The following is a 22,482-nucleotide window of genomic DNA, read 5'->3' as shown; positions in this document are numbered from 1 at the left end:
CGTCCGATGAGACGGCAGGGAGCCAGGCGCAGGGATCTGCAGCCGCGCCGTCTGCCTCGGCTGGCCGCCATGCCAGCAGGGGCAGGCCGTGGCACGCCGCTTGCTGCACTTCTGAGGGAACACCCACGCCATCTGTCCTCCTGTCCGATGGCCCGGCGTTCCGGATTTGAACAGGCAAACCATCATCATGAATGCACCACTGACATCAGCCGCTGCGGCCCCGACCCAGGCGACGCTGGATATCCTCAAGACCCTCATCGGCTTCAACACCATCAGCCGCGAATCCAACCTCGGCCTCATCGAATGGGTGCGCGACACCCTGGAGCGCCACGGCGCCACCACCCGTCTGACCTACGATGCGCAACGGCGCAAGGCCAACCTCTTCGCCACCCTGGGCGACGCTGGTCCCGGACACTACGGAACAGTCTTCTCCGGCCACACCGATGTGGTGCCGGTCACCGGCCAGAACTGGGATTCCGATCCCTTCGTGGCGCGCGTGGCCGATGGCAAACTATTCGGTCGCGGTGCTTGCGACATGAAGGGTTTCATCGCGGTCTGCCTGGCGCGCCTGCCCGCTATCGCCCAGGACAGGCTGCACACGCCGCTGCACTTCTCTTTCTCCTACGATGAAGAGGTCGGCTGCCTCGGGGTACGCGAGCTGCTGGCCGATCTGCAGCAGAACGACATCCGGCCCACCGGCGTCATCATCGGTGAGCCCACCATGATGCAGCCCGTCATCGCGCACAAGGGCAAGCGATCCTATCGCTGCTCGGTGCATGGTCATGCAGCCCATTCTTCCTGCCCGCACCTGGGCATCAACAGCATCGACTATGCCGCCATGATGCAGCTGAAGATCCGCGAGATCGCCCTGCGCGTACGCAATTCGGAGGCGCAGGATTACGACTTCGACGTACCGTACTCTTCCATCGTCACCACGCTTTCCAACGGCGGCAATGCGCCCAACATCATTCCGGACAAGGCCGAGTTCGTCTTCGAGCATCGCTTCCTGCCTGGTATCGATCCGGCGGAGGTGTTCGAGGAAGTCAGGCGCTATGCCGAGCAGGAACTGCTGCCGCAGATGCAGATCGAGGGCGCGCAAGGACGCATCGAATTCGAGACCCTCACGGCCTATCCCGGCATGAGCACGCCACCCGATGATCCGCTGGTGAGCTCGGCGTTGCGCATCCTGGGCAGCGAACGTGCACGCAAGGTCGGGTTCGGTACCGAAGGCGGGCTGTTCGGCCAGGCCGGCATGCCGGCCGTGATCTGCGGACCGGGCGACATCGTCCATGCCCACAAGCCTAATGAGTTCGTCACGCTGGAGCAATTGGCCAGATGTGAAGGTTTCTTCGACAACTTCATCGCTTCGGCACATCTGACGGCGGCTTGACGGCGCCGCTGTCGTTGCCGCAATGAAGAAAAGGCGCTTTTCCCGCGAGGGACAAGCGCCTTCTTGCTGGCGTCGTGGTTGATCAGGCCGGGGCGCGCACGCGCTTGTCCAGCGAGGCCGAGAAGGCCACCGTCAGCAGTCCCAGCAGGGCGAAGACCGAGCCGATCAAAGGTAAATCGGTCAGGGGGAGGCCCGCCGAGATCGCCACGCCGCCGACCCAGGCGCCGGTGGCGTTGCCCAGATTGAAGGCGCCCTGGTTGAGGGTGGAGGCCAGGTTGGGCGCGCCACGCGCGGTATCGAGTACGCGGATCTGCGCGCCCGGTACCACCGCGAAGGCGAAGGCGCCCCAGGCAAACATGGTGACCAGCGTCGGCCATTTGTAGTGGCTGGTGAAGGAGAACAGTCCCAGTACCACGGCGATGCAGAGGAACACGCCGCACATCACCGGCATGAGTTTCCAGTCCGCCAGCTTGCCACCGACCAGCCCGCCCACGGTGATGCCGGCACCGAAAAGCAGCAGCACCCAGCTCTCTTGCCGGGTGGTGAAACCGGTCACATCCAGCAGGATGTAGGCGATATAGGTGATCACGCTGAACATGCTGATCGAGGCCAGCGTGGAGGTCAGCAGCGAGAGCTGTACGCGGGTATCGATGATGGAGCGGAACTCCTGGAAGATATTGCCGGCCTGCATGGGGATCTTCCTGGGCAGCATGGTCCACAGCATGATGGCGGCCAGCACCCCGATCCCGGTCACCACGCCGAAGGTGGAGCGCCAGCCCGCCGCATGGCCGAAGGCCGTACCCAGCGGTACGCCAAGGATGTTGGCCACCGTCAGGCCGGTGAACATCAGTGCCACCGCCTGGGCGCGCTTGTGCGGCGCGACCAGTTCTGCGGCTACCACCGAGCCGATGCCGAAGAAGGCCGCATGGCAGAAGGCAGTGACCACCCGCGCCACCATCAGGAAGACGTAATTGGGCGCTACCGCGCACAGCACGTTGCCCAGGATGAAGAGGCACATCAGCCCCACCAGCGCCTGCTTGCGCGGCCATCTGGCGGTGAGGATGGCGAGGATGGGGGCGCCAGCGGCCACGCCCAGGGCATAGCCCGAGACCAGCATGCCGGCGGCCGGTGCGCTCACCCCCAGATCGCGTGCGACGTCGGGCAGCAAGCCCATGATGACGAATTCAGTGGTACCGATACCAAAGGCGGCAACGGCAAGGGCAAACAGGGGCCAGTTCATGCGCAGTCCAGGTGGAGAGTGGAGAGGAGGAGGGCGCGCCCGGGCAGAGCGCGCAAAAGCCACAAGTTTACCGCCGGATGGAAATCGCTGCAGGCCTTAGGCCGGATCGGCGGCCAGAGGGCGGGCGAACCAGCTCTTCAGGAACGACATCAGGGCGCCATAGGCCGGCAGGAAGAACAGCAGGCTGATGGCGATTTTGAAGCCGTAGTCGACCAGCGCGATTTCCACCCAGTGCGTGGCCATGAAGGGATCGCTGCTACGCCAGAAGGCGATGGAGAAAAAGGCGATGGTATCGCTGGCGTTACCGAAGATCATCGATACCGACGGCGCCAGCCACCAGTGGCGCGAGGCGCGCAGGCGGTTGAAGACCTGTACGTCCAGCACTTGTCCCAGTACATAGGCCGTGAAGCTGGCCGCCGCGATGCGCGCCACGAAGAGGTTGAAATGCGCCAGCGCGCCGAAGCCCTGCCACTGCCCCATGTAGAACAGCGCCGAGATGCCGTAGGAAATGAACAGCGCCGGCAGCATCACGGCAAAGATGATGCGGCGGGCCAGCGGGGCGCCGAAGAATCGCACCGTCAGATCGGTCGCCAGGAATATGAAGGGAAAACTGAAGGCGCCCCAGGTGGTATGCAGGCCGAAAATGGAAACCGGCAGTTGCACCAGGTAATTGCTGGAGGTGATCACCACCAGGTGGAACAGAGATAGCCAGGTCAGCGCAGCGTGGCGGCGCAGGTCGAGAGTCGTCATATGAACCTTTTTGATGAATGGGGGCGAGGGAACCCATGGAACACGTCCGGCCAGGTGGGTGACGGCCACTCAAGCGCGGACAGAAGGGGCAGGATTCTATCACGGCAGCGGGGGCGGGCCTTGGGTCTCCCGCCGCTGCAGGACAGGCAGCGTGGCCCATGAGGTACACTCTTGCGCTTTTGGGCAGGTGCAATGAACAGCAAGAAGGCAACCCTGATCGGACTGAGCGCCGTGGTCCTGTGGAGCGCCATCGTGGGCCTGATCCGGGGCGTGAGCGAACATCTCGGCGCCACCGGCGGCGCGGCGGCGATCTATACGGTGGCGTCGCTGATCCTGATGGTGTCGGTGGGTTTCCCGCGGCTGTCGAGCTTTCCGCGCCGGTATCTGGCGTGGGGCAGTGTGCTGTTCGTGGCCTATGAGCTGTGCCTGTCGCTTTCCATCGGTTATGCGCATGATGGCCGCCAGGCCATCGAGGTCGGCATGGTCAACTACCTGTGGCCGACCTTTACGCTGGTGGCGGCCATCCTGTTCGGCGGGCAGCGCGCCACGCTGCTGGTGGTGCCCGGGTTCATCCTGTCCATGCTGGGGATCTGCTGGGTGCTGGGCGGCGACCAGGGGCTGGATCTGCCAGGCATTCTCATCAACATCCAGGATAACCCGCTGAGCTATGGCCTGGCTTTCATCGGCGCCCTCATCTGGGCCGCCTACTGTACCGTCACCACGCGCATCGCCGGGGGCAAGAACGGCGTGACTCCTTTCTTCATGCTGGTGGCACTGGCCTTGTGGGTGAAGGTCTTGCTGGGTGGGCATGTCGATGAACTATCCTTCAGTATCCCCGCAGCAGTCTATCTGGTGCTGGCCTCGGCTGCCATGGGGCTGGGCTATGCAGCCTGGAACATCGGCATCCTGCATGGCAACGTGACGGTGCTGGCGGGGGCCTCGTATTTCATTCCGGTGTTTTCATCGGCGCTGTCGGCGCTGCTGCTGCGAGCCCCCTTGCCGCTCTCGTTCTGGGTGGGTGCCGCGCTGGTGTGTGCCGGGTCGATCCTGTGCTGGCGGGCGACGGCGGGACGCCGGGACCCTTGACGTTCGTCGCGCGGGGAGCTCCGTTGGGGAGGGGGGGCTTACAAAGTTTTACATCGGCGACGCCCTTCCTGACGCCGTTGTCACACAAGCGTAACGGCAAGGTCATCATGACTGCCTAGACTCCTGCTTTTTTCAAAGCAACGCCGTACCCTGCGGCGCGAGTCATGTTGTCATCTCTCCCTCATTTTCCTCAGCGCACCGCTGCCGGCATGGCCGTGGCAGCGGCTGCTTCACCGGCTGGGCGCGCCTGGCCAGCAGCGGACCGGTGGCGGACGGTCCGGCCGGCGCTGCTGGTGATCGCAGCGCATCTTGGTGTGCTGTGGCTGGCGCTGCAGATGCGTCCGCTGTCACCCCCTGCCATTACACCACCGGTACCGAGCACCGTGATGCTGGCGCTCTTCGAGCCAGCACCCCAGCCGGTCCGTTCTTCTGCGCTACCGGCGCCCGCACCGCCGGTACGCACCGTGCACGTGCGGCCCGCGCCAACGCCGCGCGCCCACCAGGCAGCCATGCCCGTATCCGTTCCCGTGAGCGCAGCGCCGACCTTGGCGCCTCCCGCGGCCGCCGTGACTGCGCCAGCCGCTTCTGCATCATCCTCGTCTGCGCCTGCCGCCGCGAGCGCTGCCGCTGCACCGGTAGCGGCAGTGTCCCGCCCATCCAGTCCGCCCGTCATCACCAGCGGCGTGCAATACCTCACCGCCCCGCAACCGGTTTATCCCGCCGCTGCCCGTCGTCGTGGCGACGAAGGTGAAGTGCTGCTGCGCGTGTTGATCAATGCCCAGGGCAGCGTGGAACAGATTGCATTGGAAAAATCCTCGGGCATCGCCAGCCTCGACCAGGCAGCACGCGTGGCGGTCGCGCAGGCCCGCTTTCAGCCTTATGTAGAGCAGGGCCGGGCACAGTCTGCCTATGTCGTCGTGCCGATCAAATTTCAATTGACGCAGTAATCCAGCCAGAAAGGAATCAACAATGGATGCAAGTCCCTACGGCCTCACGGCCTTGTGGTCGCAAGGCGATGTCGTCACCAAGGCGGTGGCGATTCTGCTGACGATGATGTCGATGGCCTCGTGGTACGTCATTCTGACCAAGGCCCTGCAGTTGTTGCGCTATCGCGCCCCGGCACAGGCCGCCGGTCACGCCTTCTGGCAGGCTGACAACGTCGCTGCCGGCGTCTCTTGTCTGGGGCGGGACAATCCCTTCGTCGCGCTCGCCAGTGCCGGGCAAGGGGCGGTGGATCATCACACGATCCATCAGGGCCAGTTGCAGGATCGTCTGCCGGTCAGCGAATGGGTCACACTGTCGTTGCGCCAGGCCATCGATGAGGCCTCGGCCAGTTTGCAGTCGGGCATGGCCGTCCTGGCCTCGGTCGGCTCGACGGCCCCTTTCGTGGGCTTGTTCGGAACGGTCTGGGGCATTTATCACGCCCTGGTCTCCATCGGCAGCAGCGGCCAGGCCAGCATCGACAAGGTGGCCGGCCCGGTGGGCGAGGCCCTGATCATGACGGCGTTGGGCCTGGCCGTCGCCATTCCCGCCACCTTCGGCTACAACGCGCTCCTGCGTGGCAACAAGAGCATCATCGCACGCCTGAACAAGTTCGGATTCGAACTGCATGCGCTGTTCGTCACCGGCGCTCGCGCCGATGCCTCCGGTGCCGGGCCGCAACAGTCCCATACGATGCACCTGCGCGTCCAGGGAGCAGCGTGATGGGCATGGGATCCCTGTCCGAATCGGACGACGACTTCAACCCCGAGATCAACACCACCCCGCTGGTGGATGTGATGCTGGTGCTGCTGATCATCTTCATCATCACCGTGCCGGTCATGAACAACGCGGTAAAAATCGACCTGCCGCGTACCACAGCCCAGCCCGATACGCTCAAGCCGGACAGCATCAACCTGGCCATCGATGCCCAGGGCAAGACCTTCTGGAATGACGAACCGGTCGACATGGCGCAACTGAAGGCCCGCATCGGCGCCGCGGCGGCCCGGTCGCAGCCACCGGAATTGCATCTGCGTGCGGCCCGCACCACGCCTTATGAAAAGGTGGCGCAGGTGATGGCCATGGCACAGGCTGGCGGGCTGGCCAAGATCGGCTTCGTGACCGATCCGCGGCCATAAGGTAGCCAGGCAGCCAGGCAGACAGGCAGACAGATCAGATTCAACCGATACCAAAGGCTGATCGGGCATGCCCGGATTCAGACCATAAAAAAGCAAGGCCAAATTCCTCACTTCCATCCACTGCGAGTTCAAGATGATTTCCAGACGTATTGCCACCCCCCGTCCTTCCACCATGCGGCGCGCCTTGTTGGGCGCCGGTCTGCTGCTGGGCAGTAGCGGCCCGCTGCTGGCACAGGCCGATGACAGCGTGCTGCCCCAGATCACCGTGACCGACAGCGCCGACAAGAAGAAGCTGGCCGAGCAGGTCAGCGGAGGAGCCCTCGGCGAGCGTTCCGAACTGGAGACGCCGTTCTCCACGCGCGCCGTCACGAGCGACGAGATCGAAGACCGCCAGGCCACTTCGCTGGCCGAAGTGCTGAAGTACGACGCCAGCGTCAGCAACAGCAGTCCGGTCAACGGCACTCACCCGGCCACCATTGCGATACGCGGGCTGCGCCTGGACGACCTGAACGGCTACAAGATCGATGGCCTGGCCAACATCAATCGGGGCACCGAGATGCCGCTGGAGATGTTCGAGCAGGTGGAGGTGCTCAAGGGCTTGTCCGGTTTCATGTACGGGTTTGGCTCGCCGGGGGGCATCGTCAACTACGTCACCAAGCGTCCGACCGATGACGCTTTTCTCGCTACCGATCTCGGCTATGCCAGTGGCGGGACGTGGAAGGAACACGTCGACGCCGGAGGTCGCCTGGGCGAGGACCAGCGCTTGGGCTACCGCATCAACCTGGTCAACGAGAGCGGCGATACCGAGGCCGATCACGGCAGCATCAACCGCCAATCCATCGGTGCCTCCTTCGATGCAAGGCTGAGCAGCGACCTGACCGTCAGGCTCGATGCCCTCTACCAGCGGCGCATCACCGCCGGTGGCACCGATGTCATCGTCAGCGGCTTCAAGATCCCATCGGCGCTGGATGGCAGCACGCGCCTCTACAGCAATGGCTCCTACACCAATGTGGATTACCGCCTGGTGACGCTGAGTGCCGACTATCGTCTCTCGGATGACTGGAAGGCCACCGTCGCCGTGCGTCATTCCGAATCGGTGCGAGTCTACAAGAAGGATCAGTACTACATCACCAGCAATAGCGGCAACTATCGCGACCGCCTCACATCCGAATACCATGGCTACGAATTCAACGAAGCACAGGCCATGGTGCAGGGCAAGGTGAGCACCGGCTTCCTGCAGCATGAAGTCGTGTTCGGTGCGATGGCCCAGAACCTGCTTTCCACTTCTTCCGTGACCACGCCCAAGCCCTACATCGGCACCGGCAACCTGTATGCGCCGACGATCTACTCGGCCGATAGCGTCAACTACAGCGGCGGTACCTATCGTGATGAAAGGACCACGCAGACCGCGCTCTTCGCCAGCGACACGATGAAGTTCGATGAGCGCTGGTCGTTGCTGGCCGGCCTGCGTTACACCAATTACATTGATACCGCCTACACCACCGCCAACGCCACCAGTGCACGCTTCACTGCCAGTCCGCTGAGCCCGACGGCCGCCGTGATGTTCAAGCCGCGTGCCGATACGACGGTCTACGTCAGCTATGCCGAGGCCCTGGAGCAAAGCGCCTCGGCGCCCACTACGACGGTCAATGCCAACCAGACCTTCGCTCCCATCAAGAGCAAGCAGGCAGAAGTGGGCGTCAAGACCGAGCACGACGCCTGGAACGGCAGCCTGGCGCTGTTCCGCATCGAGCGTGGCTCGCAGTACATCAACAGCGCCAACGTCTATGTGGCCGATGGTCAGAGCATCTATCGCGGGGTGGAAGTCAATGCGTCGCTACAGCTCACCCGGGACCTGAGCCTGGATGGCAGCGTGATGGTGATGGGCTCCGAAGTCACCCATGCGGCAGCAGCGGTCAATGGCAAGCGCGCCGTCGGCGCGGCAGATGTACAGGCCGGTGCGCAGCTAAGCTACCGGGTGCCGACCCTGGCAGGCCTGTCACTGCATGCCGGCGCGCAGTATGTGGGTACCATGGCGCTGGATTCGGCCAATACCAACATGCTCTCGCCCTACAGCCTGTTCGATGCAGGTCTGAACTATCGCACCCGTATCGGCGGCCACATGACCACCTGGAGCGCCAACATCACCAATCTGGCCAATCGCAAGTACTGGACCTACTATCAGGAAACCTACCTGAACGTGGGGGCGCCGCGTACCCTGAACCTGAACGTGCGCGCCGACTTCTGAGCGTGAGGGGTTCCCGACCCGGAAAGGCTGATATCGCATGATCGGTGGCATGAACTTCCATAAAACTGCCAGGGCCTGTGCCTGGCTGATCGGCCTGTTGCTGGCCGCCAGCCTGGCGCAGGCCGCTGATCGTGACGATCGCCAGACCAAGACACCTTATGCCCCGCGCCAGCCGCTCTCCAGCCTGGAACCGGTGCCTGCCGGCTATGCACCGGTGTTCACCCAGTTGCTGGCGCGCCATGGTTCTCGTGGCCTGACCGGGATGAAATCCGATCTGGCCCTCTATCGCCTGTGGCAGCAGGCCGAGCAGGAGCACGCACTGACCCCGCTGGGCCAGACGCTGGGACCGGCCTTGCAGGCCATGCTGCGGGCCAATTTTCTGCTGGGGGCGGGTGTGCCCGGAATCAGCGAGCCCGGCTATGGCAACGAGACCCTGGCCGGGCTGCAAGAGCACATCGAGCTGGCACGACGGATGGTGCAACGTCTGCCCGGCCTGTTCGACCAGGCCAGCTCAGGTGCACGCGAGGTCGTCGTGGTCAGTTCGGGCAAGGATCGCGCGGTGGATAGTGCAGAGGCCTTCACGCAGTCGTTGCTGGCCGCTCGTCCGGGCTTGCGTGGTCATGTGCAGGGGCCGTCCAAGGATGCCTATCTGCTGTATTTCCATCGTTTGCCCAAGAATCTCCCGACACAGACGACCACGCTGCGCCTGCAGACCTGGAGGGATAGCCGCGCCTACCAAGCCTATCTGCATGGGGCGGCGCTGCAGGCGCAACTGGCGCGCATCGGCCAGGATCCGCGCTTGCAGGACGCCGCCGATGCGGTCCTGTCGAGGCTGTTCAGTGCGGACTTCCTGACGCGCCTGGAGCGGGGTAGCTATCGTTTCAGCAACAGCGGCACGCTCAGCTTTACCAGCGCGGATGGGCGTCATACCAATACCCTGACCGGCGACGGCCGCAGCGTCATCGCCAGCGGCGTGCAGGCAGCCAGGGCGCTGTATGACCTCTATGCCATCAGTGCCGGGATGCGTACTGAACTGGAGCGGGCTGGTAGCAATGTGAAGGTTTTCGACAACATCATGCCTCCGATGGCGGCGCAGGTCTTCGCGGAAATCGAAGATGCTGAAGATTTCTACAGCAAAGGGCCGGCAATGGTAGAGCAGGGCGATGTGACGTCGCGCATGGGACGCATCCTGCTGCAGGATTTCTTTGATGAGGCCGACGCCATCGACCGTGGTCAGCGCCAGCATCTGGCCAAGCTGCGCTTTGCCCATGCCGAGATCGTCATACCGCTGGCCACGTTGCTGGGCCTGCCCGGTGCGGCGCAGCAGGTTGACGCGCGTGAACCCTATGCGCCGGCTCGCAATGGCTGGCGTGGCGCGCAGATTGCGCCGATGGCTGCCAACCTGCAATGGGACATGTTTGCCAATGCCGCCGGGCGTACCTTGGTGCGACTGCTGTACAACGAGGGGGAGATGGATTTCAAGTCGTCCTGTGATCAGGCCAGGATCGCGCCCCGCAGCCACTACTACGACTATCACGCGTTGCGGGCCTGTTATGGACAGGCCCGCGCAGGCGCTCAGCACTGAGGTGCTGAGGCTGGTGGCACGGTTGAGCCAACGGGCGCCGGTATGCGGCTGTACTGCTTGAGCCATGACGTAACTGATATCCACCGGTCAACAGGCCCGCCCCTTTGATGCACATCAATGCGATCCTGCAAGGATCTGTCTATTCTGCAAGCTCCAGTCAATACCAGCTCGCCCGGTGGGCTCGCGGCCCAGCGCATGTGCGCGCCGCGTCAGTCCGGCGCGGCAGCCGGCCAGGAGCATCGCATGCAAGTCGCCCATCCGTCCACCCTGCATCCTTCCGCCAGTCTCGCCGGCATGAACAAGGCCGTCCTGCGCAAAATGGACCAGCGTGGCCCGCGTTACACCTCCTATCCGACGGCAGACCGCTTTTCCAGCGACTTTGACGTCACCGACTACCTGCACGCGGTCTCCGACCGCCGCAACATGAGCGCCTGGCGGGCGCTGTCGCTGTATCTGCACATTCCGTTCTGCGACACCATCTGTTACTACTGTGCCTGCAACAAGATCGTCACCAAGAACCGCGCCAAGGCTGCACTCTATCTGAGCTATCTCAAGCGCGAGATCAGCATGCAGGGCTCGCTGTTCTCCGGCATGAACCAGGTGGAGCAGCTACACTTCGGTGGCGGTACGCCGACCTATCTGTCGGACGAGCAGATGTCTGACCTGATGGACCACATCCGCCACAGTTTCACGCTGGCACCGGATCACGTCGGCGAATATTCGATCGAAATCGATCCGCGCACGGTCTCGGTGGAGCGTGTCCACAAGCTGCGCCAGCAGGGATTCAACCGCATCAGCCTGGGCGTCCAGGACTTCGATCCGGAGGTGCAACTGGCCGTCAACCGCGTGCAGTCCGAGCAGCAGACGCTGCAGATCATCGCCGCCGCGCGTGATGCCGGCTTCCGCTCGGTCAGCATCGACCTGATCTACGGACTGCCCAAGCAGAACGTGATGTCCATGTCGCGCACCCTGGCCAAGGTCATCGCCGCCAGCCCCGACCGCATCGCCGTCTACAACTATGCGCACATGCCGGCGCTGTTCAAGACCCAGCGCCAGATCAGGGAAGAAGACCTGCCCAGCGCCGACAGCAAGCTCGATATGCTCTCGCTGTGCATCCGCCAGCTGACCGGTGCGGGTTACGTCTACATCGGCATGGATCACTTCGCCAAACCCACCGACGACCTCGCCATCGCCCAGCAGCAGGGCCGCCTGCATCGCAACTTCCAGGGCTATTCCACCCATTCGGAGACCGATCTGGTGGCCTGCGGCGTCTCGGCCATCAGCGCCGTGGGCGGCAGCTACAGCCAGAACGAAAAGACCCTGGACGGCTATTACGCCCGTCTGGAAAACTCCACCTTGCCCATTGCACGCGGGATCCAGCTGGGCATGGATGACGTGCTGCGCCGGCTCATCATCCAGCGACTGATGTGCAATTTCGAACTGTCGATCAACTCGCTGGAGATCGCCTATCCCATCGTCTTCCGCGAATACTTCGCACCCGAGATGGCAAAGCTCAAGCTGCTGGAGCAAGACGGCCTCATCAAGATCGAACCTGAATGGATCACTGTCGAGCCCAAGGGGCGCCTGCTGATCCGCAACATCTGCATGGTGTTCGATCGTTACCTGACCCAGGATCGCGAGAAGGCTGCGAGCCAAAACAAGGACGCACCGCAGCGCTATTCGCAGACCGTCTGAGCGGAGCCACGATGAACCTGCTGCCGATCTTCCTGGTAGGCCTGATGGGCAGTGTCCATTGCATCGGCATGTGTGGCGGCATCGTCGGTGCGCTCAGTTCGGCCGCGCCTGCCCGTGCTTCGGGCAGGCCTGCACAGGCGCCGGCTCAGGTCTGCGTCATGGCGGCTCAGCAGGTGCGCGGCACACCTCGCGTGATTCCTCTTCATTTCGTTGGCCCGGCGCAGCTGCGGGCCTTCGGACAAGACCTGGTACGCGTGCTGGGTTACAACCTGGGACGCCTGTCCAGCTATACGCTGGCGGGTGCGCTGGCCGGTGGCATCGCCGCCGGTCTGCTGCGCGGCGCCGATGTGCTGGGCTGGATGGCACCGGCGCAGACGGTGGCCTACGTCATCACCAATCTCATCCTGATCCTGTTGGGGCTCTACCTGACCCAATGGTGGAGCGGCATGTCACGCATGGAGCAACTGGGCAGCGGCTTGTGGGCGCGCCTGCGTCCGCACGCGGCACGGCTGGTACCGGTCGATACGCCCGCCAAGGCCGTGCTGCTGGGCAGTCTGTGGGGATGGCTACCGTGCGGAATGGTCTACAGCGCCTTGCTCACCGCACTCATGGCCGGTAGTGCCTGGCAGGGCGCATTGACCATGCTGAGCTTCGGTGCCGGCACCTTGCCGGTGCTGCTGGTGGCAGGCATGTCGGGTGCGCGCCTGCGTCAGCTGGTCGCGCGGGCCTGGGTGCGGCGCAGCGCCGGTGTGATCGTGCTGGCCTTCGGCTTGCTGGGTTTGCTGCGCGTTGCCGAAATAGGCGGCCTGGGAATCGCACGTGGCTGGATCGACGTATTCTGCGTCAGTCCGGTACATGGAGGATGACCATGCGCAAGCAGGAAAGTGACGCGGCGAATCTGTGTTTCCACTGCGGCCAGCCGGTGCCGGCGGGGGAGTCGTGGCGGCTGGAGATCGGCGGTGTTCAGCGCGCCCTGTGCTGCGTGGGCTGCCAGAGCGTGGCCCGGCTCATCGTCGAGAGTGGATGTGAAGATTTCTACCTGCGTCGTACCGTTCCCTCAGCCCGTGTCGACCCGGAACAATTGCTGCCGCCCGAGCTGGCGCTGGTGGACCTGCCCGTGCAGACAGGCGATGGTGAAGTTTCTGGCACAACCGACCAAGCGCAGGAACTGGTGTTGTCCATCGATGGCTTGCGCTGTGCCGCCTGCGTCTGGCTGATCGAAAAATACTTGGCGCGGCTGCCCGGTATCCACATGGCCGAACTCAACGTGGCCAGTGCACGGCTGCACATCCGCCGTGATCCCGCCCTTTGTTCCACTTCCACCATCCTGCGCGGCCTGCGTGGCCTGGGTTATACCGCCTATCCCTTCGATCCGCTACGCCAGGGCGAACAGGCGCGCCGCGCCGGTCGCCGCCTGTTCCGCCAGTTGTTCATCGCGGGCCTGTCGATGATGCAGGTGATGATGTATGCCGTTCCGGTCTACATGACGCGTGAAGGCATCGATCCCGACATGATGGCGCTGATGCGCTGGGCCAGCCTGTTCCTCACCATACCGGCGGTGTTCTATTCGGCCTTGCCGTTCTTCACCGGCGCCTGGGCAGGTCTGCGCGCCCGTGCGCCGGGCATGGACCTGCCGGTGGCCATTGGCATCGCCGCCGCCTTCGCCGGCAGCGCCATCGCCACCTGGCGCGGGGAGGGCGAGATCTGGTTCGACAGCGTGAGCATGTTCATCTTCCTGCTGCTGGCCAGCCGCTATCTGGAAACCGCCGCACGACGCAAGTCGGCGGCGGCGCTGGAACGCATGCAGCAGGCTTTTCCTGCGGCGGCGCTGGTGCTGCGCAATTATCCGCAGCAACGTGAGACGACGCTGGTGGCAGCCGCGCAATTGCAGGTCGGCGACGTCATTCTGGCCCGTCCCGGCGATACCATCGCCGCCGATGCCTGCCTGCTCGAAGGTCTGGCCGAACTGGATCTGGCTCTGCTGTCCGGCGAAAGTCGTCCGCAGACTTTCCAGCCCGGCCAGGAGGCGCCGGGCGGTGCCGTCAACCTGAGCCAGCCGGTGCTGCTGCGTGTACTGCGCACCACGCGCGAGAGTACGCTGGCCGCCATTACCCGCCTGGCCGAGCAAGCCGGGCAGGGCAAGCCGGCCCTGGCGCAGTGGGCTGACATCGTGGCCTCGCGCTTCGTGGTGGCCTTGCTGCTGCTGGCGGCCATCACGTTTCTCACCTGGCACCTGATCGATCCTGCGCGCGCCTGGGCCACGGCCATCGCCGTTCTGGTGGTGTCCTGTCCGTGTGCGCTGTCGCTGGCCACGCCCTCGGCCCTGGCCGCCGCGACGGATCGCCTGCTGCGTGAAGGTACCCTGGTGGTGCGTGGCAATGTACTGGAAACCTTGCAACGCGCCGATACCATTCTCTTCGACAAGACCGGTACGCTCACCCAGGGCCGGCCGCAACTGACGGCCTTGTGGAGCCGCATTCCGCAAGCACGGGCCTTGTCGCTGGCAGCGGCCATGGAGCACGGCAGCCTGCATCCACTGGCCAGGGCACTGGTGGACGAGGCGCGGCGTCAGGGTATTGCGGCGTGCGAGGTGATGCAACTGGGTTCGGTGACCGGTGCTGGCATGCACTGCCTCATCGATGGCGTACCGCATCGTCTGGGAGCGCGTCGTTTCGTGGCCGAGCTTGCCGGAGCACGGCTGCCTTCCGAGCTGAGTCATCCCGCTGCCGCGGCGGCCGGGTCGGTCTATCTGGGCAACAGCGATGGCTGGCTGGCGCGCTTCGACCTGGCTGACGCATTGCGTGCCGATGCCGAAGAGACGGTGGCCGCCTTCCGTGCGCAGGGCATGCGCGTGATCCTGCTCAGCGGTGACCAGCCTGACGTCTGCGCCGAGGTGGCGGCCGCCGTCGGCATCGATGAAGTGATTGCCGGCTGTACCCCGCAACGCAAGCTGGAGGTGGTGCGCGAACTGCAGCAGGGCGGGGCGGTGGTGGCCATCGTTGGCGATGGCATCAACGACGCCGCCATGCTGCGCGCCGGGGATGTGTCCTTCGCCATGGGCAAGGGTGCGGCGCTGGCCCAGGTCAGTGCCGATGCCGTCATCATGAGCGACCGCTTGTCTGCCGTGGCGCAGTGCGCGCAGATGGCTCGGCGCACCATGCGCATCGTGCGCCAGAATCTGGTGTGGGCCAGCCTCTACAATTTCCTCGCCATCCCGGCGGCAGCCTTCGGCCTGCTCGATCCCTGGATGTCGGCGGTGGGCATGTCGGCCAGCTCGCTGCTGGTGGTCGGCAATGCCTTGCGCCTGAGTCGGGCCACGCGCCCATCGCTGCCGGTCACGGTGCCGACATCGGCACCTCGGCCAGCACTGGCAGGAGGGGCGTGATGGAAGCGCTCTACCTGCTCATTCCGCTCAGTACGCTGCTGGTGTTCGTGGCGATCTGGGTGTTCTTCCGCGCCTCCGACGGCGGCCAGTTCGATGACCTCGAAGGCCCGGCCATGCGCATTCTCCACGACGATGACACCCCTGCGCCGCAGGGTCGGCACGATCCTTCCTGAGCCGCTCTTGCGTGCCGCGCGCTGCGGCCTGTGGCTCACGATCTGCGGCATTTCTCTGCCGCTGTCTTTCTACTTGATACACGTCAATGCCCCTGGAAGGCTTGCCCCGTAAGCTCGCATTGAACAGTACTCAACAAAGTGGGGAGAGTTTCGTGAGCAAAGAAAATAGCTACAACTACACGGTTGTGCGCCAATTTACCGTGGCGACCATCCTGTGGGGCGTAGTCGGTATGCTGGTCGGTGTGATCATCGCCGCCCAGCTGGCATGGCCCGAATTGAACATGGGGATTCCCTGGCTGAGCTTCGGCCGGCTGCGTCCCCTGCATACCAACGCAGTCATCTTTGCCTTCGGCGGTTGTGCGCTGATGGCTACCTCGTATTACGTCGTCCAGCGGACCTGCCAGGTGCGGCTGTTCTCAGACTTCCTGGCCGCTTTCACCTTCTGGGGCTGGCAGCTGGTCATCGTCGGTGCGGCCATCACGCTGCCCATGGGGCTGACCCGCGGCAAGGAATACGCCGAACTGGAATGGCCCCTGACCATTCTCATCGCCATCGTCTGGGTCGCTTACGCCGTGGTGTTCTTCGGCACCCTCGTCAAGCGCAAGGTCAAGCACATTTACGTGGCCAACTGGTTCTACGGTGCCTTCATCATCGCCGTGGCCATCCTGCACATCGTCAACGGCATGACCATGCCGGCCACGCTGACCAAGTCCTACTCCATGTACAGCGGCGCGCAGGATGCCATGATCCAGTGGTGGTACGGTCACAACGCGGTGGGCTTCTTCCTGACCGCCGGCTTCCTGGGGATGATGTATTACTTCATTCCCAAGCAGGTCAACCGTCCGGTGTACTCCTATCGCCTGTCCATCGTGCACTTCTGGGCGCTGATCTTCACCTACATGTGGGCCGGTCCGCACCATCTGCACTACACCGCGCTGCCTGACTGGACCCAGTCGCTGGGCATGGTGTTCTCGCTGATCCTGCTGGCACCGTCCTGGGGCGGCATGATCAACGGCATGATGACCATGTCGGGCGCCTGGCACCAGCTGCGTACCGATCCCATCCTGAAGTTCCTGGTGGTCTCGCTGTCCTTCTATGGCATGTCCACCTTTGAAGGTCCGATGATGGCCATCAAGACCGTCAACGCCTTGTCCCACTACACCGACTGGACCATCGGCCACGTGCACTCCGGTGCCTTGGGCTGGGTTGGCTTCGTCACCATGGGAGCGATGTATTACCTGATCCCGCGTCTGTCGGGCAAGACCCAGATGTGGAGCAAGGATCTGATCGAGATCCACTTCTGGGTAGCCACCATCGGCATCGTGCTCTACATCGCCGCCATGTGGATCGCCGGGGTGATGCAGGGCCTGATGTGGCGTGCGGTCAATCCCGACGGCACCCTGACCTATACCTTCGTCGAGGGCGTCAAGGCGACCTACCCGTACTACGTCATTCGTCTGATGGGTGGCCTGATGTATCTGTCCGGCATGCTGGTGATGGCCTACAACACCTGGCGCACCATGCGCGGCACCGAACTGGCTGTCGCACCGATTCCTGCCGTGACCAACGCTGCGCACTGATTGGGGGAAAGTATGAAGTTTTCGCATGAATGGATTGAGAAGAACCCCTGGCTGCTCATCGGCCTGGTGCTGCTGGTGGTCAGCGTGGGTGGCCTGGCCGAGATCGTGCCGCTGTTCTTCCAGAAATCGACCACAGAACCGATCGCCGGCTTGAAGCCCTACTCGGCCCTGCGCCTGGCCGGCCGCGACATCTACATCCGCGAGGGTTGCTACAACTGCCACTCGCAGATGATCCGCCCCTTGCGCGCCGAGACCGAGCGTTATGGCCACTATTCGGTGGCGGGTGAATCGGTCTATGACCACCCCTTCCAGTGGGGCTCCAAGCGTACCGGTCCGGACCTGGCCCGGGTCGGCACCCGCTACAGCGATGAATGGCATCGCGCCCACCTGCACAATCCGCGTGACGTGGTGCCGGAGTCCAACATGCCGGCCTATCCGTGGCTGGAGCAGACCAAGCTGGACAACTACGACATCGTCTCGCGCATGAAGGCCTTGAAGCGCATCGGCGACCCGTACACCGAAGAAGACATCAAGAATGCGCCGGCCGAGCTGGTCGGCAAGACCGAACAGGATGCGCTGATCGCCTACCTGCAAGGCCTGGGTGTCCTGATCAAGGCGGAGAGATAAGACCATGATTGAAATGTTGACCGATCCACGCAGCCTGATCACGCTGATCAGCTTCCTCACCTTTGCCGGCATCCTGTGGTGGACCTATGTCAGCCACAAGCCCGCTGACTTCACGCAAGCCGAGATGATCCCCTTCGCCGATGGCGACATCGGCCAGCCCGCGGCCGACAGCAGCGACAAGGAGACAAGCCATGGCTGATTTCACCAATGGTTTCTGGAATATCTGGATCATCGTCCTGACCGTGCTGGGTATCGCCGGTTGCGCGCTGCTGCTGTGGCAGCAGTCCAGCTGGAAGGTCAAGAAGGGCGACCAGCCCATCGCCGGTTCGACCACCGGTCATGTCTGGGACGAAGACCTGACCGAACTGAACAACCCGTTGCCGCGCTGGTGGATGTGGTTGTTCTATATCACCATCATCTTCTCGGTGGGCTACCTGATCGCCTACCCCGGCCTGGGCAACCTGCCCGGCACCCTGGGCTGGCGTTCGACCGGCGAGCATGATGCCGACGTCAAGCAGGCCGAAGCCAAGTACGGACCGCTCTTCGACAGCTACCTCAAGAAGGACCTGAAGGTAGTGGCCGCTGATCCGCAGGCCCATGCCATCGGCGAGCGCCTGTTCCTGACCTACTGCGCGCAGTGCCACGGTTCGGATGCACGCGGCAACAAGGGCTTCCCTAACCTGACCGACAACGACTGGCTGCATGGCGGCACACCCGAGATCATCAAGGAAACCATCCTCAAGGGCCGTCACGGCGTCATGCCACCCATGGCTGCTGCGGTGGGGACCGACAAGGATGTCGACAACGTCGCCAACTATGTGCTGAGCCTGTCCAACTCGGCGCATGACCCGATCAAGGCCGAGCTGGGCAAGTCCAAGTTCGCCGCCTGCATGGCCTGCCACGGCCCTGGCGGCGTGGGCAACCAGGCCCTGGGCGCGCCCAACCTGTCGGACAAGATCTGGCTCTACGGCGGCAGCATCGACACCATCAAGGAAACCATCAACAAAGGCCGCGACAACACCATGCCGGCGTTTGGCGAATTCCTCGGTGAACCCAAGGTGCACGTGCTGGCGGCCTATGTCTGGAGCTTGTCCAACAAGCCCAGCAATGCCGAGGCCAAGTAGGCTCCGATGAGCAGTTGAACCCGCGCCGGGGCCGACGCAGTCACAGAACTGCGCGGCCCCGGCGTTCTTCGTGATGGCCATACCGGCCGCGCCCGGCCAAGGGGCGCATGACAGAGAGCGAAAGCAGAGCAGGCAAGACCATGAACAAGGCCGCAATGACACCCAGGCAGGGCAAGGAAGAGGGCCCGCCATCCCAGGAGGAAGCGCCCCGCAAGGACGGCAAGGATGAATATGCCGTCATCCGCATGTATGCCGCGCGTGAACCGATCTACCCGCGCGAGATTCAAGGACGCTTCGCCAGCCTGCGCTGGCTGTGCGTGTTCCTGACGCAGCTGGTGTTCTACGGCCTGCCGTGGCTCAACTGGAACGAGCGCCAGGCCGTGCTGTTCGACCTGGCCTCGCGCAAGTTCTACCTGTTCGGCCTGGTGCTGTGGCCGCAGGACTTCATCTGGCTGGCCGCATTGCTGATCATCTGTGCCTTCAGCCTGTTCCTCTTCACTGCCATCGCCGGCCGCGTCTGGTGCGGCTATGCCTGCCCGCAGACGGTCTACACCGAGATCTTCCTGTGGATTGAACGTCGTATCGAAGGCAACCGCAGCGCCCGCATGCGTCTGGACCGCCAGCCCTGGTCGTTCGACAAGCTCTGGCGCAAGTCGGCCAAGCACCTGGCCTGGGGCAGCGTGGCCCTGTGGACCGGTATCAGCTTCGTCGGCTACTTTTCGCCCATCCGCGACCTGCTGCCTGAAATCGGGCAGTTCGCGCTGGGCCCGTGGGAAAGCTTCTGGATTGTCTTCTACGCCTTCGCCACCTACGGCAATGCCGGCTGGATGCGCGAGCAGGTGTGCAAGTACATGTGCCCGTATGCGCGCTTCCAGAGCGCCATGTTCGACCGCGACTCGCTCATCATTACCTACGACGACACCCGTGGCGAGCCACGCATGCCGGCGGCCAAGGCGGCCAAGCTGCAGGAGGGCAGCAAGGCGGGCGATTGCATCGACTGCACCATGTGCGTCCAGGTCTGCCCCACCGGCATCGATATCCGCCAGGGCCTGCAATACATGTGCATCGGTTGCGCCGCCTGCGTCGATGCCTGCGACAGCGTGATGGACAAGATCGACCGTCCGCGCGGCCTGATCCGCTATTCCACCGAGAACGCCATCGAGCAGGGCTTCTCGACGCCGGAAATCCGGCGCCGCCTGTTCCGTCCGCGCATCCTCATCTACACCGCCATCCTGGGGGCGGTGATCGCGCTGTTCCTGGGCTCGCTGGTGGTGCGCACCCCGCTGAAGCTGGATGTGATCCGCGACCGGGGCTCGATGGGGCGCGAAGTGGAAGATGGCATCATCGAAAACGTCTATCGCCTGCAGGTCATCAATACCGACGAGCGCGGCCATCGCTACCGCATCAGCGCCACCGGCATCGATGGTCTGACGGTCGATCCAGTCGGTCCCATCGAACTGGCTGCGACCCAGACCCTGATGGTGCCGGTCAGGGTGAGGGCACCGCACGGGGCAGGCGAGTCCGGCTCCAACAAGATTCATATCGAATTGCAGGCCGAGGACCAGCCCGCGCTGCACGTCAGCGAGAAGGCGGTCTTCCTGGTGCCGCGCCGCTGACGGCAGAAAATGGCGCAGCTCACATGAACCCAACGTCATATCGAGAGGAAACCATGCAGACCGTCTCCCCCAAGCTTGGCAACACCCTTCCCTGGTACCGTCACCGCTGGCCCTGGCTGTTGATGTCCGGCCCGGCCGTGGTGGTGGTGGCCGGCATCTTCACCGCCTGGCTGGCCATTTCGCGCGCCGATGCGCTGGTGGCCGACGATTACTACAAGCAGGGCAAGGCCATCAACAAGGACCTGCGCCGCGATCACGAAGCGCAGCGCCTGGGCGCCTCCATCGGTATTGCCTATGATCCGGCCAGCGCGGTGCTGCGGGGCCGCTTGCAGATGCGCCAGACGCCTGCTACCGGCGAAGAAGGGCAGACCCTGGTACTGAACCTGGTGCACCCGACGCTGCCCGCCAAGGACAGGACGCTCATGGTCCACCCCGCCGCCGATGGCAGCTTCTCGGTGCCGCTGGCGGAGATGGAACAGGCGCGCTGGCGCCTGGTAGCCGAAGATGGCAGCCACCGCTGGCGCCTGCACGGTACCTGGGTGTGGCCGCAACAGCGCAGCATCGAAATGAATGCCGAGGCCTACGCACCGGCCGAATAATGCGCTAAGCTGGAGTGAAGTCGGCTTCAAGACCGGCCCTCTACGGATGAAACTTCCTGCATCAAGGAGACAGTCATGCGCAAACAACAACGCAATCTCGCCATCGTGGGCTGGGTCGCCTTCCTGATGGCCATCGCGGCCGAAGGAATGTTCTTTTCCCTGTTCAATCCCGAGGAGCTGGCCATGGCAGCCGGCCATGAGTGGGAAGCACTGGCGGCCTACACCGTAGGGTTCTTCTGTTTCTGGGGAAGTTTTGCCGCATGTGGCCTGCTGGCCGTACGGCTGACGCGGGCGCTGCCAAGAGAGCGCCTGCGCCATTTCGTCCAGGGCTGAGCACTCCGGACGCTTTTCGGGCCGCTAGCGCTTAGCTGCCCGAGCGGGCGGTTGCCGCCGCCACCGGAGTGCAGGCATCCATGCCCGCAGCCAGGCGCTTGAGCGCGGCCAGGTCGACCACTTCCACATCGCGCTGTTCCACCGCCAGCAGACCCTGCTTGCGGAACTTGGAAATCAGGCGACTGATGCTCTCGATGGTCAGGCCGAGATAGTTGCCGACGTCCTGGCGCGTCATGCGCAGCTGGAAGCGTGTGGAGGAATAGCCGCGTGCAGCGTAACGTGAAGACAAATTCACCAGAAAAGCGGCAAACCGCTGTTCCGCACGCATGTTCCCCAACAGCATGATGACGTTCTGTTCGCTGGTGATCTCGTGGCTCATCATGCGGTGGAAATGACGCAGCAGATGCGGAATCTGGCCGAACAGCTGTTCCAGGCGTGCAAACGGGATTTCGCAGACTTCGCTGTCCTGCAGGGCCACCGCATCGCATTGATGCTGCTCGGTGCTGATGGCATCCATGCCCAGCAGTTCGCCGGGCATCTGGAAGCCGGTGATCTGGCGGTCGCCGTCGAGGTTTTCCTGGTAGGTCTTGAAGTGTCCCACGCGCACTGCATAGAGTGCCGTGAAACGGTCGCCGATACGGTACAGGAAGTCATCGCGTGCGACCTTGCGGCGGCCGATGATCTTGTCCAGGCGTTTCATGTCGGATTCGTCCAGACCCATGGGCAGGCACAGCTGGTGCATGCCGCAGGCGGTGCAACTGCGCAGCGCGGAGCTGGCAGCGGCTTCACGCGCGGCCGTCAGCGGCGAACATGAGGTCAGGGAAGCGTTGGCGTTGGTGGCGCCAGCGGCGAGCGAAGTGGAGTGGCAAGGCTGGTTCATACGATGTTCCCGGCGGACTTGTGGCAATCGAATGACTCGATTTTAAGTGCGCGG

21 protein-coding genes are annotated in these 22,482 nt (G+C 63.7%); 18 read left to right on the top strand and 3 right to left on the bottom strand.

The genetic code is table 11. The annotated features are described in order from the left end of the window. The first annotated feature begins 187 nt into the window (after positions 1-187). Positions 188-1,390 (top strand): acetylornithine deacetylase, encoded by a 1,203-nt coding sequence (argE, locus tag ACODSZ_RS19270; protein WP_008330592.1) that lies wholly within the window; start codon positions 188-190, stop codon positions 1,388-1,390. Positions 1,391-1,472: 82 nt separating this feature from the next. Here argE and ACODSZ_RS19265 read toward each other — a convergent pair whose 3' ends face one another. Continuing rightward, positions 1,473-2,630, bottom strand: coding sequence for an MFS transporter (locus tag ACODSZ_RS19265; protein WP_175343605.1), 1,158 nt, complete (start codon positions 2,628-2,630; stop codon positions 1,473-1,475). Between the two features lie 96 nt (positions 2,631-2,726). Further along, the gene (locus tag ACODSZ_RS19260; RefSeq protein ID WP_488928293.1) at positions 2,727-3,380 is read right to left on the bottom strand and encodes a 7-cyano-7-deazaguanine/7-aminomethyl-7-deazaguanine transporter; all 654 of its coding nucleotides are present in this window, start codon (positions 3,378-3,380) and stop codon (positions 2,727-2,729) included. A gap of 192 nt (positions 3,381-3,572) precedes the next feature. Between ACODSZ_RS19260 and yddG the strand changes: the two genes are divergently transcribed. The 17 genes from yddG to ACODSZ_RS19175 all read left to right on the top strand — a co-directional run bounded on the left by yddG (position 3,573) and on the right by ACODSZ_RS19175 (position 21,548). Continuing rightward, positions 3,573-4,466 carry an aromatic amino acid DMT transporter YddG gene (yddG, locus tag ACODSZ_RS19255; protein ID WP_488928292.1) on the top strand — a complete coding sequence of 298 codons (894 nt, stop codon included), beginning with the start codon at positions 3,573-3,575 and terminating at the stop codon, positions 4,464-4,466. Between the two features lie 164 nt (positions 4,467-4,630). Then, the gene (locus tag ACODSZ_RS19250; RefSeq protein ID WP_488928291.1) at positions 4,631-5,413 is read left to right on the top strand and encodes an energy transducer TonB; all 783 of its coding nucleotides are present in this window, start codon (positions 4,631-4,633) and stop codon (positions 5,411-5,413) included. Between the two features lie 22 nt (positions 5,414-5,435). Next, the gene (locus ACODSZ_RS19245) at positions 5,436-6,170 is read left to right on the top strand and encodes a MotA/TolQ/ExbB proton channel family protein (protein WP_008330565.1); all 735 of its coding nucleotides are present in this window, start codon (positions 5,436-5,438) and stop codon (positions 6,168-6,170) included. Then, positions 6,170-6,583 (top strand): ExbD/TolR family protein, encoded by a 414-nt coding sequence (locus ACODSZ_RS19240; RefSeq protein WP_488928290.1) that lies wholly within the window; start codon positions 6,170-6,172, stop codon positions 6,581-6,583. Before ACODSZ_RS19245 ends, ACODSZ_RS19240 begins: the two co-directional genes overlap by 1 nt. Positions 6,584-6,716: 133 nt before the next feature. Continuing rightward, the gene (locus ACODSZ_RS19235; RefSeq protein ID WP_488928289.1) at positions 6,717-8,831 is read left to right on the top strand and encodes a TonB-dependent siderophore receptor; all 2,115 of its coding nucleotides are present in this window, start codon (positions 6,717-6,719) and stop codon (positions 8,829-8,831) included. Between the two features lie 49 nt (positions 8,832-8,880). Further along, the gene (locus ACODSZ_RS19230; RefSeq protein WP_488928288.1) at positions 8,881-10,416 is read left to right on the top strand and encodes a histidine-type phosphatase; all 1,536 of its coding nucleotides are present in this window, start codon (positions 8,881-8,883) and stop codon (positions 10,414-10,416) included. A gap of 243 nt (positions 10,417-10,659) precedes the next feature. Beyond that, positions 10,660-12,111 carry an oxygen-independent coproporphyrinogen III oxidase gene (gene hemN, locus ACODSZ_RS19225; protein WP_175343611.1) on the top strand — a complete coding sequence of 484 codons (1,452 nt, stop codon included), beginning with the start codon at positions 10,660-10,662 and terminating at the stop codon, positions 12,109-12,111. A gap of 11 nt (positions 12,112-12,122) precedes the next feature. After that, positions 12,123-12,977, top strand: a complete 855-nt coding sequence (locus tag ACODSZ_RS19220; RefSeq protein WP_488928287.1) for a sulfite exporter TauE/SafE family protein — start codon at positions 12,123-12,125, stop codon at positions 12,975-12,977. 2 nt (positions 12,978-12,979) lie between these two features. Further along, a complete protein-coding gene (locus tag ACODSZ_RS19215) occupies positions 12,980-15,496 on the top strand; it encodes a heavy metal translocating P-type ATPase (protein ID WP_175343613.1) in 2,517 nt (838 codons plus the stop codon). Then, entirely contained in the window at positions 15,496-15,669 is a 174-nt protein-coding gene (gene ccoS / locus ACODSZ_RS19210; RefSeq protein ID WP_008330551.1) for a cbb3-type cytochrome oxidase assembly protein CcoS, read from the top strand. The genes ACODSZ_RS19215 and ccoS overlap by 1 nt, the downstream gene beginning before the upstream one ends. A 152-nt stretch (positions 15,670-15,821) precedes the next feature. Then, positions 15,822-17,249 carry a cytochrome-c oxidase, cbb3-type subunit I gene (ccoN, locus tag ACODSZ_RS19205; RefSeq protein WP_008330550.1) on the top strand — a complete coding sequence of 476 codons (1,428 nt, stop codon included), beginning with the start codon at positions 15,822-15,824 and terminating at the stop codon, positions 17,247-17,249. Positions 17,250-17,261: 12 nt separating this feature from the next. Further along, a complete protein-coding gene (ccoO, locus tag ACODSZ_RS19200) occupies positions 17,262-17,876 on the top strand; it encodes a cytochrome-c oxidase, cbb3-type subunit II (RefSeq protein WP_175343614.1) in 615 nt (204 codons plus the stop codon). 4 nt (positions 17,877-17,880) lie between these two features. Beyond that, positions 17,881-18,075 (top strand): cbb3-type cytochrome oxidase subunit 3, encoded by a 195-nt coding sequence (locus ACODSZ_RS19195; protein WP_008330546.1) that lies wholly within the window; start codon positions 17,881-17,883, stop codon positions 18,073-18,075. Then, a complete protein-coding gene (gene ccoP, locus ACODSZ_RS19190; RefSeq protein ID WP_175343615.1) occupies positions 18,068-19,000 on the top strand; it encodes a cytochrome-c oxidase, cbb3-type subunit III in 933 nt (310 codons plus the stop codon). Before ACODSZ_RS19195 ends, ccoP begins: the two co-directional genes overlap by 8 nt. Positions 19,001-19,140: 140 nt before the next feature. After that, positions 19,141-20,616, top strand: coding sequence for a cytochrome c oxidase accessory protein CcoG (gene ccoG, locus ACODSZ_RS19185; RefSeq protein WP_488928286.1), 1,476 nt, complete (start codon positions 19,141-19,143; stop codon positions 20,614-20,616). Positions 20,617-20,669: 53 nt separating this feature from the next. Continuing rightward, positions 20,670-21,215, top strand: coding sequence for a FixH family protein (locus ACODSZ_RS19180; protein WP_008330536.1), 546 nt, complete (start codon positions 20,670-20,672; stop codon positions 21,213-21,215). 75 nt (positions 21,216-21,290) lie between these two features. Then, the gene (locus ACODSZ_RS19175) at positions 21,291-21,548 is read left to right on the top strand and encodes a hypothetical protein (protein WP_488928285.1); all 258 of its coding nucleotides are present in this window, start codon (positions 21,291-21,293) and stop codon (positions 21,546-21,548) included. A 31-nt stretch (positions 21,549-21,579) separates the two neighbouring features. Here ACODSZ_RS19175 and fnr read toward each other — a convergent pair whose 3' ends face one another. Further along, positions 21,580-22,428, bottom strand: a complete 849-nt coding sequence (gene fnr / locus ACODSZ_RS19170; RefSeq protein ID WP_488928284.1) for a fumarate/nitrate reduction transcriptional regulator Fnr — start codon at positions 22,426-22,428, stop codon at positions 21,580-21,582. Positions 22,429-22,482: the final 54 nt, after the last annotated feature.

It is taken from the genome of Herbaspirillum sp. FG34 (genome assembly GCF_057809315.1).
Note: the sequence above shows the minus strand (reverse complement) of the source record. Positions and strands in the feature narration are given on the sequence as shown.

Coding starts and splice junctions, on each gene's coding strand:
- argE (WP_008330592.1), top strand. CDS start 188: ATGAATGCACCACTGACATCAGCCGCTGCGGCCCCGACCCAGGCGACG.
- ACODSZ_RS19265 (WP_175343605.1), bottom strand. CDS start 2,630: ATGAACTGGCCCCTGTTTGCCCTTGCCGTTGCCGCCTTTGGTATCGGT.
- ACODSZ_RS19260 (WP_488928293.1), bottom strand. CDS start 3,380: ATGACGACTCTCGACCTGCGCCGCCACGCTGCGCTGACCTGGCTATCT.
- yddG (WP_488928292.1), top strand. CDS start 3,573: ATGAACAGCAAGAAGGCAACCCTGATCGGACTGAGCGCCGTGGTCCTG.
- ACODSZ_RS19250 (WP_488928291.1), top strand. CDS start 4,631: ATGTTGTCATCTCTCCCTCATTTTCCTCAGCGCACCGCTGCCGGCATG.
- ACODSZ_RS19245 (WP_008330565.1), top strand. CDS start 5,436: ATGGATGCAAGTCCCTACGGCCTCACGGCCTTGTGGTCGCAAGGCGAT.
- ACODSZ_RS19240 (WP_488928290.1), top strand. CDS start 6,170: ATGGGCATGGGATCCCTGTCCGAATCGGACGACGACTTCAACCCCGAG.
- ACODSZ_RS19235 (WP_488928289.1), top strand. CDS start 6,717: ATGATTTCCAGACGTATTGCCACCCCCCGTCCTTCCACCATGCGGCGC.
- ACODSZ_RS19230 (WP_488928288.1), top strand. CDS start 8,881: ATGAACTTCCATAAAACTGCCAGGGCCTGTGCCTGGCTGATCGGCCTG.
- hemN (WP_175343611.1), top strand. CDS start 10,660: ATGCAAGTCGCCCATCCGTCCACCCTGCATCCTTCCGCCAGTCTCGCC.
- ACODSZ_RS19220 (WP_488928287.1), top strand. CDS start 12,123: ATGAACCTGCTGCCGATCTTCCTGGTAGGCCTGATGGGCAGTGTCCAT.
- ACODSZ_RS19215 (WP_175343613.1), top strand. CDS start 12,980: ATGCGCAAGCAGGAAAGTGACGCGGCGAATCTGTGTTTCCACTGCGGC.
- ccoS (WP_008330551.1), top strand. CDS start 15,496: ATGGAAGCGCTCTACCTGCTCATTCCGCTCAGTACGCTGCTGGTGTTC.
- ccoO (WP_175343614.1), top strand. CDS start 17,262: ATGAAGTTTTCGCATGAATGGATTGAGAAGAACCCCTGGCTGCTCATC.
- ACODSZ_RS19195 (WP_008330546.1), top strand. CDS start 17,881: ATGATTGAAATGTTGACCGATCCACGCAGCCTGATCACGCTGATCAGC.
- ccoP (WP_175343615.1), top strand. CDS start 18,068: ATGGCTGATTTCACCAATGGTTTCTGGAATATCTGGATCATCGTCCTG.
- ccoG (WP_488928286.1), top strand. CDS start 19,141: ATGAACAAGGCCGCAATGACACCCAGGCAGGGCAAGGAAGAGGGCCCG.
- ACODSZ_RS19180 (WP_008330536.1), top strand. CDS start 20,670: ATGCAGACCGTCTCCCCCAAGCTTGGCAACACCCTTCCCTGGTACCGT.
- ACODSZ_RS19175 (WP_488928285.1), top strand. CDS start 21,291: ATGCGCAAACAACAACGCAATCTCGCCATCGTGGGCTGGGTCGCCTTC.
- fnr (WP_488928284.1), bottom strand. CDS start 22,428: ATGAACCAGCCTTGCCACTCCACTTCGCTCGCCGCTGGCGCCACCAAC.